This window comes from Aeromicrobium sp. (genome assembly GCF_032084975.1).
Lineage (GTDB): Bacteria > Actinomycetota > Actinomycetes > Propionibacteriales > Nocardioidaceae > Aeromicrobium.
On record NZ_DAMDLR010000080.1, the window covers coordinates 1 to 11,192 of the forward strand.

16 protein-coding genes and 1 tRNA gene are annotated in these 11,192 nt (G+C 70.0%); 4 read left to right on the forward strand and 13 right to left on the reverse strand.

What is annotated here, in order from left to right:
- The 6 genes from RT323_RS14100 to RT323_RS14125 all read right to left on the reverse strand — a co-directional run.
- Nucleotides 1–2,340, reverse strand: a 2,340-nt coding sequence (locus RT323_RS14100; protein WP_313409614.1) for an esterase-like activity of phytase family protein, incomplete at its 3' end; no start/stop codon positions are given.
- 97 nt (nt 2,341–2,437) lie between these two features.
- On the reverse strand, nt 2,438–3,379 hold the full coding sequence (locus RT323_RS14105; protein ID WP_313409615.1) for an NADP-dependent oxidoreductase: 942 nt from the start codon (nt 3,377–3,379) through the stop codon (nt 2,438–2,440).
- Between the two features lie 159 nt (nt 3,380–3,538).
- Entirely contained in the window at nt 3,539–3,715 is a 177-nt protein-coding gene (rpmF, locus tag RT323_RS14110) for a 50S ribosomal protein L32 (protein WP_313409616.1), read from the reverse strand.
- An 86-nt stretch (nt 3,716–3,801) separates the two neighbouring features.
- Nucleotides 3,802–4,890, reverse strand: coding sequence for a GTP-binding protein (locus tag RT323_RS14115; protein ID WP_313409617.1), 1,089 nt, complete (start codon nt 4,888–4,890; stop codon nt 3,802–3,804).
- A complete protein-coding gene (ykgO, locus tag RT323_RS14120; protein ID WP_313409618.1) occupies nt 4,887–5,009 on the reverse strand; it encodes a type B 50S ribosomal protein L36 in 123 nt (40 codons plus the stop codon). The genes RT323_RS14115 and ykgO overlap by 4 nt, the downstream gene beginning before the upstream one ends.
- Nucleotides 5,006–5,269: a type B 50S ribosomal protein L31 gene (locus tag RT323_RS14125; RefSeq protein WP_313409619.1), complete on the reverse strand. Its 264-nt coding sequence runs from the start codon at nt 5,267–5,269 to the stop codon at nt 5,006–5,008. Before RT323_RS14125 ends, ykgO begins: the two co-directional genes overlap by 4 nt.
- Nucleotides 5,270–5,329: 60 nt before the next feature.
- Between RT323_RS14125 and rpmB the strand changes: the two genes are divergently transcribed.
- From rpmB to rpsN, 3 genes are read left to right on the forward strand one after another with little or no spacing between them, the layout of a single operon-like run.
- On the forward strand, nt 5,330–5,566 hold the full coding sequence (gene rpmB, locus RT323_RS14130) for a 50S ribosomal protein L28 (RefSeq protein WP_313409620.1): 237 nt from the start codon (nt 5,330–5,332) through the stop codon (nt 5,564–5,566).
- Nucleotides 5,566–5,736 carry a 50S ribosomal protein L33 gene (gene rpmG / locus RT323_RS14135; RefSeq protein ID WP_313409621.1) on the forward strand — a complete coding sequence of 57 codons (171 nt, stop codon included), beginning with the start codon at nt 5,566–5,568 and terminating at the stop codon, nt 5,734–5,736. The genes rpmB and rpmG overlap by 1 nt, the downstream gene beginning before the upstream one ends.
- Nucleotides 5,736–6,038, forward strand: a complete 303-nt coding sequence (rpsN, locus tag RT323_RS14140) for a 30S ribosomal protein S14 (RefSeq protein ID WP_313409622.1) — start codon at nt 5,736–5,738, stop codon at nt 6,036–6,038. The genes rpmG and rpsN overlap by 1 nt, the downstream gene beginning before the upstream one ends.
- 14 nt (nt 6,039–6,052) lie before the next feature.
- On the opposite strand, the gene RT323_RS14145 is transcribed toward rpsN, so the two are convergent.
- From RT323_RS14145 to RT323_RS14170, 6 genes are all read right to left on the reverse strand, one after another.
- Nucleotides 6,053–6,496: a transcriptional repressor gene (locus RT323_RS14145; protein ID WP_313409623.1), complete on the reverse strand. Its 444-nt coding sequence runs from the start codon at nt 6,494–6,496 to the stop codon at nt 6,053–6,055.
- Nucleotides 6,497–6,588: 92 nt separating this feature from the next.
- A tRNA-Ala gene (locus RT323_RS14150) sits at nt 6,589–6,661 on the reverse strand.
- Nucleotides 6,662–6,680: 19 nt separating this feature from the next.
- Nucleotides 6,681–7,388 carry a histidine phosphatase family protein gene (locus tag RT323_RS14155; RefSeq protein ID WP_313409624.1) on the reverse strand — a complete coding sequence of 236 codons (708 nt, stop codon included), beginning with the start codon at nt 7,386–7,388 and terminating at the stop codon, nt 6,681–6,683.
- Nucleotides 7,385–7,744, reverse strand: a complete 360-nt coding sequence (gene rsfS, locus RT323_RS14160; RefSeq protein ID WP_313409625.1) for a ribosome silencing factor — start codon at nt 7,742–7,744, stop codon at nt 7,385–7,387. The genes RT323_RS14155 and rsfS overlap by 4 nt, the downstream gene beginning before the upstream one ends.
- Complete coding sequence (gene nadD / locus RT323_RS14165; RefSeq protein ID WP_396172425.1) at nt 7,741–8,370, reverse strand: nicotinate-nucleotide adenylyltransferase; 630 nt, start codon at nt 8,368–8,370, stop codon at nt 7,741–7,743. Before nadD ends, rsfS begins: the two co-directional genes overlap by 4 nt.
- Before the next feature lie 2 nt (nt 8,371–8,372).
- On the reverse strand, nt 8,373–8,522 hold the full coding sequence (locus RT323_RS14170) for a hypothetical protein (RefSeq protein WP_313409626.1): 150 nt from the start codon (nt 8,520–8,522) through the stop codon (nt 8,373–8,375).
- A gap of 247 nt (nt 8,523–8,769) precedes the next feature.
- Between RT323_RS14170 and RT323_RS14175 the strand changes: the two genes are divergently transcribed.
- Complete coding sequence (locus tag RT323_RS14175; RefSeq protein ID WP_313409627.1) at nt 8,770–9,993, forward strand: DUF222 domain-containing protein; 1,224 nt, start codon at nt 8,770–8,772, stop codon at nt 9,991–9,993.
- An 8-nt stretch (nt 9,994–10,001) separates the two neighbouring features.
- Here the strand turns inward: RT323_RS14175 and RT323_RS14180 are convergent.
- Nucleotides 10,002–11,192: glutamate-5-semialdehyde dehydrogenase (locus RT323_RS14180; protein ID WP_313409628.1), on the reverse strand; the 1,191-nt coding region annotated here is incomplete at its 5' end.

Genomic DNA, 11,192 nt, shown 5'->3' on the forward strand with positions numbered 1-11,192 from the left:
CGCAGCCGCTCCCCCGACCGAGACCGTGGCCGTGATCCGCCGCGCGTACTCGGCTCGCGTGGCGGACAGGCGCAGGCCCGTCGTGGTCGCGAGCTCGTGCTCGAAGGCGTCCGCGGCCCGCCCGAGGCGCAGGAACACCGTCTCGCCGGTCGCGTCCTTGAGGCCGTCGTTGTCCGTCACCGCGTACAGCGAGCCGTCACGGGCGATCGTGAAGCCCTCGAGCTTCTCCTGCGTCCACCCGTTCGTGGCACGCAAAGCCGGCAGGACGTCGATGGCGAGGCGCTTGTCGAGCCGAGGCAGCTCGCCGGTCGCGTCCTGCGGGACCGAGAACGTGTAGATCCGCTTGTTGCGCGCCTTCGGGCCGTTCAGCTTGTCGCGCTCGATGACGGCGAACGTGTCGCGGTCGATCGCCGTGATCTCCGAGAGGCCCACCCAGTCGCCGCTGCCACGCAGCGGGGCCTGCAGCTCGTACCCGAACCAGGCGAAGGACTCGTCGGCGACGTCGTAGCGTCCGACGCGCACCAGGTCCTCCCCCGACAGCGCACGCTGCAGGACGAACCACACGTGCTCGCCGTCCGCGTCGTTCGTCGCCGTGACGCCCTCCAGCCCCTGTGCCCCGAGCCTCGAGGTCACCTCGGCCGGCAGGCTCACCCGCTCCTGGACGACTCCGGCGTCATCGGTGCGGACCAGCTCGTTCCCCGGCCCGGTCGCGCCCTCGGACGCGATCCAGAAGCCGCCCTGCGGCCGCTTGAACAGTCCCTCGATGTCCAGCTGGACAGGGCTGCCACCCTCGGTCACGGCGACCGAGTCGGTGATGCGCGCCGGGCTGCCGGCGACGTCGACCTTGAGGATCGTGCCGTTCTTGACGACCTTGTCGGAGGCCGTCCACAGCGTCGTCGCACTGTCGGTGTCGGCGGTCAGGGCACCGAGCGCCTGCCAGCCGATCGGCGCGCCGTCCTTCTCGTCGGACACGATCGACGGGAACTGCGCCTGTCCGGGCTTCCACTCGTACAGGCCGACGGTGGCGCGCACCCCCGCGTCGGCGTCGTCGGTCTCGCTCGAGACCGCGAACAGTCCGCGCGACGGGATCGGCAGGAGGCCCTCGGGCCCGTTGGTGGTGGGCATGACCTGACGGAACTCGGGAGCGGTCGGGTCGCTCACGTCATAGACCGCCACGAAGTTGCTGCGCTCGGAGCCGACGAACGCATAGGGAGTGCCGTCGAACTCGGCGACCGCGAGGCCCTCGGGCTCGGACCCCTTCTTGGCGGCGCGGTCGCCGTTGTACAGGCCGTGCTGAACCGCGAGGCGCTCGAAGGTGTTGCCGACGTCCCAGGCGACCTGACCGTCGGCGTCGAACACGGTCCAGCCGCGGCTGCCGCCCTTCCAGTCGCCCTCGTTGGCGGTGGCCAGGTGGTCATCGCCGATCCAGGCGATCGCGTCGGGCTCGCGCGCGACGTCGCTCAGCGAGTCGGTCAGGTTGATCGCGCCGTCCTTCTTCGCGTCGATGCCGCTGAGGTCGACCGAGCCGGCGCTGAACGCCTTCTCGACCTCGCCTGTCCGGCCGTCGATCAGCACGATGCCGTTGTTCTCCTGCAGGGTGACCGCGAGCGTGCCCCGGCTGTTGAACGTGACGTACTCGGGCTCGGCGTCCGTCGGCTCGGCGAGGCCGCCGGCGGCCAGGACGGCCGGATCGAAGTCGACCCGGCGGGTCGTCCAGTCGGCGGGCGCGCCGTCCAGGTCGATCAGCTGCACGAATCCGGCGGGGGCCTGGGGCAGGTCGCCCTCCTCACCGCCCGGAGGCGTGAACTCCTCGTCGCGCTGGTTCTCGATCGCGATCGCGGCGATCCCGTCGTCCTTCGTCACGGCGATCGAGTCGGGCTGGCCCGCCAGGTCGATGCTGTGGACGCGGACGCCGTCCTTGAGTCGCACCACGTCCAGGCGGCCGCTCGGGTCCGTGAACGAGGCCGAGGTGTCGACGACGACCAGGACGTGGGGACCGACGATGCTGACGGAGGTCGGCTGGTCGTCCGCGTCGCCCAGCTCCTCGAGCGAGAGCGTCCCGTCGCCACGCGGACGGGCGGGATCGCTGATGTCGAGGAAGCCGATGCGCTTGCCCGCCGCGTCCGTGTAGACGAGCGTCCTGCCGTCGTCGGACACGTCCGAGATCTCGGCGACCGTCTCGGCCGACGCAGGAACGCCGGCGGGCACGTTCTGGAACACCGGGTAGGTCGCCACGCGGTGGAACGAGCTGTCGGGGGCCGCGACGGCCGAGGTGGACAGGAGCGGGAGAGCCGTGGCCAGTACGGCGGTACCGGCGATGAAGGCAAGTGATCGAGACACGCGCCACAGGCTGGCGGCGCCGGCCCAACCCCGCGCTGCATCGAGGTGAACGACAGGTGGCCTTCTCGGCAACACTCGCCGCTCGGGGCGCGGTCGATCAGGGCACGAGGACGATCTTGCCGCGCACGCCGCCCTGCTCGCTCAGGCGGTGAGCCTCGACGACGTCGTCCAGCGGCATGACCCGGCCGATCTCAACCTCGAACTCGCCCATCGCGACGAGCGGGAGGACGCGCGCGATCGCCTCGTCGCGCAGGCCCTGCTGCTCCGGGGTCAGCGGCTCGGGCGATCCTCCGGACCACGCCTGCAGGCCCATCTCGTGGTACTGCGCGCCCTGGACGATCGTGCCGATCCGCGTGCGGTCGACCAGCTCGAGGCTGGCCTCGAGGGCCTCGTCGGTCCCCGCGCAGTCAAGCGACACCGTGTAACCCTCGGGCGACGCCGCGCGCAGACGGTCGACCAGGCCGGGGCCGTACGTGACCGCCACAGCTCCCAGGTCACGCAGGCGCTCGATGTTGGCCTCGCCGGCGGTGGCGACGACCTCGGCACCGCGCATGCGAGCCAGCTGGATCGCGGCCTGGCCCACGGCGCCCGAGCCGCCGTGCACGAGCAGGCGGTCCCCCTCGCCCACCTCGAGCGACGCCAGGACCTGCCACGCCGTCGCGACGGGGACGCCGAGGGCCGCGGCGGTCTCGAAGTCGACCCCGGACGGCTTGGCGGTGAGGTTCTCGCACGAGGCGACGACGTGGGTCGCGTAGGTGCCCTGCGTGCCCTCCACGACGACCTCGTCGCCGACCGAGCACCCGTCGACGCCGGGACCGAGGGCGCTGATCACGCCCGCTCCGTCGAAGCCCACCCGGCGCGGCTCCTCGAACGGACCGGACGGGCGGATTCCCGCGCGCAGCTTCCAGTCGATCGGGTTCACGCCGGCGGCACGGATCTCGACGACCACCCGGCCCTCGCCGGGAGTCGGCTCGGGGCCCTCGTTCACCTCGAGGACGTCGGGTCCGCCGGTCTGGGAGTACGTCACGTAACGCGCCATGGCCCCAGTCTGGCGCAGGCCGGCAATCGGGACCGGGCACCGTCGACGGGTGGCAGCGCGGTTGGACCTGCGACTCGGTCGATCGGTGACGCGATCCGGCGCGACTGGTCGAGCCGGGCGTGCCTTCGCGAGAGCACCGGCCTCGCGCCATCGAGCAGCTCAGCCGCGCCGGTCGAGGTCGAGCAGACCCCGGTGGGCGGCGCGGACGAGTCGCCGAGGGATGCGATGGACACGGCCGTCGATCTCGACGGGCACGAGGTCGGCCGCGGTGGTCTTCCACGCCGAACGGCGATGGCGGGTGTTGCTGCGGGACAGGCGTCGCTTGGGGACGGCCATGGTGACTCCTCGGTGAGGTGGGTGGACCGGCGTGGCGAACCGCCACGCCGGAGGCGATGGTGAGCGCCGCGAGCGCTCAGTGGCGGTCAGGCGGCGCGACGGATCTGGCCGAGCCAGGACTCGAAGCCGTCCCGCGTCACTTCCCAGTACGGGCCGCGCTCGCGCATCTCGGCGTCGCTGAGCACGCAGGAGGCGAAAGCCTGCTCGAGCTCGTCGCGACCGTCGTCGATGCCGACGACCGTGATGCGGGTCAACGGCCGGCTGTTGCCCCACGTCTCGGTGGATCCCACGCTGAGCTGTCCGCCGGCCCCGTCCCACACGCAGACCTGGCCGGGCCGGCTCGGCAGCCAGAAGCACCCGCGAGAGCGGCGCGGACCGCCGCCGAGGAGGGCGATGGCATCGCGGAGCCGGTCGGGGTGGAACGGCCTGTCGGACTCGAAGTCGAGCACCCAGGCCGCGTCGAGCTGCCGATCGGGCAGCGCCTCCCGCCGCACCTCCGCGACCCACGCCTCATTGCGGCGATGGTCGTGCACTCCGACCTCCAGGGGGCGGGCGTCGACCTGGCTGAACGACTCGACGACCGGGACACCGGGGCGGGCCAGTGCCGCCAGGACCTCGCGCTCCTCATCGTCCAGCTCGTCGCCGACCGCGATGACGTCGGCATACTCGACCATGGCGCAGGCCACCTCGGCGACTCCGCGGCTGTCGTCGCCGCGCACCGGGAGGTCCCGCTCGTTGATCAGGTCGTCACCCAGCAGGTCGTCGAGGAGGGTCTCACTCGACAACGCGACCAGCGACGCGGCGATCCGCACGTGGGGCACCTCGTGGGGCGCCCAGCCGATCACACGGCAGACCTGCACGGCCTCCGCCGTGACGGGCAGCTGCGCGATGATCGTCTCCCACCGCCCGTCGGCACCGAGCCGATCGAGCGTGGGGACGACGTCCTCGCGGATCGCGCAGCTGACGCAGGCGTGCTCGACGTCGATCTCGAGGCGCTCCACGACGCCGGTGGCATCGCTGACGATCCGCCACAGCACGTCCCGGTCCGGGTCGACTACGTGACGCACCGAGACCGCTCGTGGCAGGTCCCACTGCAGGGCGATCGCCGCGGCTGCCATGGGCTCGTCCTCGATGCCGCTGATCAGGATCACCGGAACGGCGTGCAGCGGCGTCATCCCTGCCGCGCCTTCACTCGCGGGTTCTGCTTGTTGATCACATAGGTGCGTCCGCGGCGCCGGACGACCTGCGACCCGGGCTGGCTCTTCAGCGACCTCAGTGAGTTGCGTACCTTCATCGTCCCTGTCCTTCCTCGATGGAGGATCCGTAGCGGCGCCGGAAGCGCTCGACCCGTCCCTCGGTGTCGACGACGCGGCCCCGTCCGGTCCAGAACGGGTGACTGGCGCTGGAGACCTCGACGTCGACGACGGGATGGGTCACGCCGTCGAGCTCGATGCGCTCGCCGCTCGTGAGCGTCGAGCGGGTCAGATAGGTCACGCCGGCCGACCGGTCACGGAAGACCACGTGGTCGTACGCGGGGTGGATGTCGTTCTTCACTGGCTCCTGCTAACCTCGGTAATTGATAACGAGTCTCATTCTACTACATTCGAGGTGTTCATGTTGCGCGTCTGCCAGGTCACCGGTGCCGAGCCGGGCTTCGGCCACCACGTCTCCCACTCACACCGGCGCACGAAGCGCCGCTTCAACGTCAACGTCCAGACCAGGCGCTACTGGGCGCCGAGCCTGAATCGCCGCGTCACACTCACCGTCAGCGCCCGCGGGATCAAGACGATCGACCGCCGGGGCATCGACGCGATCGTCAGCGACCTGCTCGCGCGCGGGGAGCGGATCTGATGGCCAAGCGAGGGAACGACGTCCGCCCCATCGTCAAGCTGCGGTCGACCGCCGGCACGGGCTTCACCTACGTCACGCGCAAGAACCGCCGCAACGACCCCGACCGGCTCGTGCTGCGCAAGTTCGATCCCGTCGTGCGTCGGCACGTCGACTTCAGAGAGGAACGCTGATGGCCAAGAGGTCCAAGATCGTCGCCAACGAACGGCGCAAGGAGATCGTCGCGCGGTATGCCTCGCGTCGCGCAGGACTGAAGGAGGCGATCCGCACGGCGTCGACCCCGGCGGATCGCCACTCGGCGGTGCGTGCGCTGGCGCGGCTGCCCCGTGACGCGAGTCCCGTCCGCATCCGCCAGCGCGACCAGATCGACGGCCGCCCTCGGGGACACATCGCCAAGACCGGCCTCTCGAGGATCAACTTCCGCAGCGCCGCCCACCGCGGTGAGCTTCCGGGCATCACCAAGTCGAGCTGGTGAGTCGCCCGGCGCCGTCAGCGCGAGGAGTCTGAGTCAGCCGTGGCAGCGCAGTCGGCACACAGCCCGAACAGCTCGACGGAGTGCGTCACGTCCGCGAATCCGTGATCGTCGGCGGCCTCGGCGGCCCAGCGCTCGACGGCAGGGCCGGCGATCTCGATCGTCAGGCCGCAGCTGCGGCAGACCAGGTGGTGGTGGTGGACGTCGCCGCACTTGCGGAACAGCATCTCCCCGTCGCCGTGCCGCAGGACGTCGACCTCGCCGGCCTCGGCCATGCCCTGCAGGTTGCGGTAGACGGTCGCCAGGCCGACCTTGTCCCCCTGGGCACGCAACGCGTCGTGGACCTGCTGCGCACTGCTGAAGATCTCGCACTCGTCCATGTACTCACGCACGAGGCGGCGCGGCCGACTGTTCCTGCGTCCCTCTTCGGTGAAAGCCACGGGGGCGGTGCGACTGGCCATGTGCTCGAGCATATCCCGGTGAACTGACCCCGTTCACCCGGCAGACGCAGCAGGTCCGGACCCTCAGCGAGGAGTCCGGACCTGTTCTTCGGTGGAGCATAGGAGATTCGAACTCCTGACCTCTTCCATGCCATGGAAGCGCGCTACCAACTGCGCCAATGCCCCGCTAACAACCTGACCAATACTACCTACTGCCTCCCGAGTTCCCCAAACCGGGGTCCGGTTCGTCCGCCTCGTCGTCCGACATGACCGGTTCTGGCAGCGATCCCGTGTTCCATTCCGACAGGCGCCACTGGGACCAGTCCTGGTACCGCGCCTCCTCCAGCACCGACCAGTGGCAGTTCGACAGGCCGCCGAACTGGCGCCACGACGACTCGTCGATGCCCAGGAACGTGAGGATGCCGGTGCGCAGGACGGCACCGTGCGCGACGACGACCAGGGTCTCGCCGATCGGCAGCTGCTCGAGGTGGTCACGCAGGGCAGCGTCCAGGCGCGCGCCGGCCTGCGCGTGCGTCTCGGCGCCCTCGACCTGGGTCTCGTCACCCTCGGCCCACGCCTGCATCTGCGCCGGGAAGCGCTCCCAGGACTCACGCCATGTCAGGCCCTCGCGCACACCGAACGCCAGCTCTCGCAGGCGCACGTCGACCTCGACCTCGAGGCCCGTGCGCTCGGCGAGGGCCGTGGCGGTGTCGAAGGCGCGGGACAGGTCGGAGCTGATGATCCTGCTGGGCGCGAGTGCCGCCAGGCGTGCGGCCGCGTCGACCGCCTGCTGGCGGCCGACCTCGTCCAGCGGGATGTCGGTCTGGCCCTGCACGCGGCCGGCCAGGTTCCACTCGGTGCGCCCGTGGCGCCAGAGGATGACGCGGCGACCCGCGATGCTGCCCGGTTTCACGTGAGTTGCAGGTTGATGGAGGGGCAGTCGCTCCACAGGCGCTCGAGCGCGTAGAAGGCCCGCTCCTCGCTGTGCTGGATGTGCACGACGATGTCGCCGTAGTCGAGCAGGATCCAGCGCGCCTCGCGCTCACCCTCACGACGCAGCGTCTTGGCGCCGATCCCCAGCAGCTCCTTCTCGACGGCGTCCTTGACGGCGTTCATCTGGGGCTGGTTCTCGGCGGAGCACAGGACGAACACGTCGGTGATCGCCAGCTGGTCGGAGACGTCGAACGCGATGACGTCGGTCGCCAGCTTGTCGGCGGCCGCCTGCGCTGAGGCTCGGGCCAGTTCGATGGCGCGGTCGGTCGCGGTCATGAGGCGTCTTCCTTCGGTTGTTCGTGAGGTTCGTAGAGGCCGTGCTTGCCGATGTACTGGACGACACCATCAGGCACGAGGTACCAGACGGGCTCGCCGCTGTGGACCCGCGCACGGCAGTCGGTGGAGCTGATGGCCAGGGCCGGGATCTCGACCAGGGTGACCCGCTCGCGCGGCAGTCCCTCGAGCGTGGACTCGTCCATCTCGTGGCCGGGACGGGTACAGCCCACGAAGTGCGCCAGCTCGAACAGCTCGGCGTGGTCGCGCCAGGTCAGGATCGCGGCCATCGCGTCGGCGCCGGTGATGAAGTAGAGCTCGTCGTTCGGGTACGCCGCGGCCAGATCGCGCAGCGTGTCGATCGTGTAGGTCAGGCCCGCACGGTCGATGTCGACACGACTGACGGTGAACCGCGGGTTGGCGGCCGTCGCGATGACCGTCATGAGGTAGCGGTCCTCCGGCGGCGACACGACCCGCTCGGACTTCTGCCACGGCTGCCCCGTCGGGACGAAGACGACCTCGTCGAGGTCGAACCACGACTGCACCTCGCTGGCAGCAACGAGGTGTCCGTGGTGGATGGGATCGAACGTGCCGCCCATCACGCCGATGCGACGGCGCGGTTCTGACATGCTCAGGAGTGCTCGCGACCCAATCCGAACATCATCGTGATGAACAGCAGGATCAACAGGAAGCCGAGCGCGCCGCCTCCGACGAACCAAGGGTTGATGGCCGCTTCGCCGTGGTGGGCCGCCTCTTCGGCAGCCAGCATCAGATCAAGCATGGCGACAATCTACCAGCGCCGTTGCCGCCCGGAACGACAGCGCTCGTGGTCAGGATCCCTCCGTCCCGGACGCGTCGAGATCTTCTGCCCAATAGGTATTGCCATGCGTCTTCCATTGGGCCTATAATGGGAACATCAGTTCGAGTGAATCGGGGGATTCGTGGACGTCATCGGTGGGCTCAGGTCGGGACAGCGGTTCCTGGCGTCTGCGCTCACGCGCGATCTGGGTTCGCTCTCGCCTGAGCAGTTGGCTGTCGAGGCGGCGGCGGTGCAGTCGCTGCGCCGGCAGGCCGACGCCCTGAACCTCGCCTTGCTGGCGGCTGCCGACGCGAAGAACGCGCACCGCACCACCGGAGATGCCGACATGACGGCGCTGGTGGCGAACGGGTCCGGGATCACGCGGCGTGAGGCGACCAAGCAGATCAAGCTGGCCACGCGGATTGAGACGGCGCCGCAGGTGAAGAAGGCGCTCGCGAAGCCGGGGATGTCGACTGCGAAGGCCGCGATCGTCACCGGCGCGCTGGACGACCTGCCCAGTGATTTGACGGCCGCGCAGCGTGATCAGGTCGAGACCGAACTGGTGGAGGCCGCCCAAGCCATGACGGCCGACCAGCTGACGCGCAAGGCCAAGCGCGCGCTGGAGACCCTCGACGTGAAGCGTGCGGATGACATCGAGAACAAGCGACTCCAGCGCGAGGAACACGCCCAACGACGCCTGTCGGAGTTCTGGATCGGACGCCCCGACGAGCAGACCGGACTGGTCAAGTTCGGCGGCAAGACCGACGCCCTCACCGCCGACATGCTGCGCGCGGTGATCGAGTCGAAGACCAGCCCCCGCAAACGCGCACTGGCCGAGGCGGAGAAGACCGGCGTCGAGACGTCTCCGGTCGAGGACCGTCGCGACCTGACCCCCGCCGAGAAGGCGGGCGAGGCGTTCGCCGAGATCATCCGCCACCTGCCCGCCGAGTCGTTCGGCAACCACGGCGGCGTGAACGCCGCACTGGTCGTCACGATCGACGAACAGTCGCTACGGGGCGAGACCGACCGGGCCGGGGTCACCGAGTTCGGCACCAGCATCAGCGCCGGCGAACTACGCATGATCGCCTGCGGGGCTGGGATCCTGCCCGCTGTCCTCGACGGAAGCTCAGTCCCGCTCGATGTCGGCCGGACGAAGCGGTTCCACACCCAGAAGCAACGCATCGCGCTCGGCCAACGAGACCAGGGCTGTGCCTACCCCGGTTGCGATCGACCACCAGGCTGGTGCGAATCACACCACGCCACCCGATGGTCCGACGGCGGACACACCACCATCGACGACGGCGTCCTGCTCTGCGCACACCACCACCGACACGTCCACCAAACCGACATCCCGATCCGCTTCACCGACCGGCACCCCGAGTTCCAGATCCGCGGCACCTGGCAACACAACCACCGCTACCGACCCCGACAACGAGAACTCATCCCCGCCTGAACCCGACGTCAGCGCGTCTGGCCGGTGCCGGTGACCACGTAGGTCGTCGTCGTCATCTCGGTCAGGCCCATGGGGCCACGGGCGTGCAGCTTCTGGGTGGAGATGCCGATCTCGGCACCGAAGCCGAACTCACCACCGTCGGTGAACCGGGTCGAGGCGTTGACCATGACGGCCGCCGAGTCGACGCCCATCGTGAAGCGGCGGGCGGCGTCGAGCGACCCCGTCACGATCGCCTCGGTGTGCCCCGAGGTGAAGCGCCGCACGTGGTCGATCGCCTCGTCCACCGAGTCGACCACCCGGGCCGAGATCTCGGAGGCGAGGTACTCGGTGGCGTAGTCGTCGTCCGTGGCCGCGTCGACGCCGCCGAAGGCCTGGAACGCCTCGTCACCGTGGATCGTGACGTCTCGCTCCTGCAGGGCCGTCACGACGCGCGGCAGGAACTTCTCGGCCACGGCGCGGTGCACCAGCAGCGACTCGGCCGCGTTGCACACGCTGGTGCGATGGGTCTTGGAGTTCAGGACGATGTCGAGCGCCATGTCGAGGTCGGCATCGGCGTCGACGTACACGTGGACGTTGCCGGTGCCGGTCTCGATCACGGGCACCGTGGACTGCTCGACGACCGCGCGGATGAGGCCCGCTCCCCCGCGGGGGATCACGAGGTCGACCAGGCCGCGCGCGGTCATCAGGTCGGTCGAGGTGCTGCGGTCCTCGGCACTGATCGCCTGGATCGCGTCGGCGGGCAGTCCGGCCGAGGCCACGGCGTCGCGCATGATCTCGACGATCACGGCGTTGGAGCGGCGTGCGGAGCGCGAGCCCCGCAGGAGCGAGGCACTGCCGGCCTTGAGGCAGATCGCGGCTGCGTCGGCGGTGACGTTGGGACGGCCCTCGTAGATCATCCCGATGACGCCCATGGGGACCCGGATCTGCTGCAGCTGCAGGCCGTTCGGCAGGGTGGAGCCGCGCACGACCTCGCCCACAGGGTCGGGCAGGGCCGCGATGTCACTGACGCCTTGGGCGAACGCCTCGACGCGCGCCGCGTCGAGCGCCAGCCGGTCGATGACGTTCTCGGGCGTGCCCTCGGCGCGCGCCTCGGCCACGTCCTCGGTGTTCGCCGCGACGATGCGGTCGGTGCCGGCGACGAGCGCCTCGGCCATCGCCGTCAGCGCCGCGTCCTTGTCCTTGCGCGTCGCGAGCGCCAG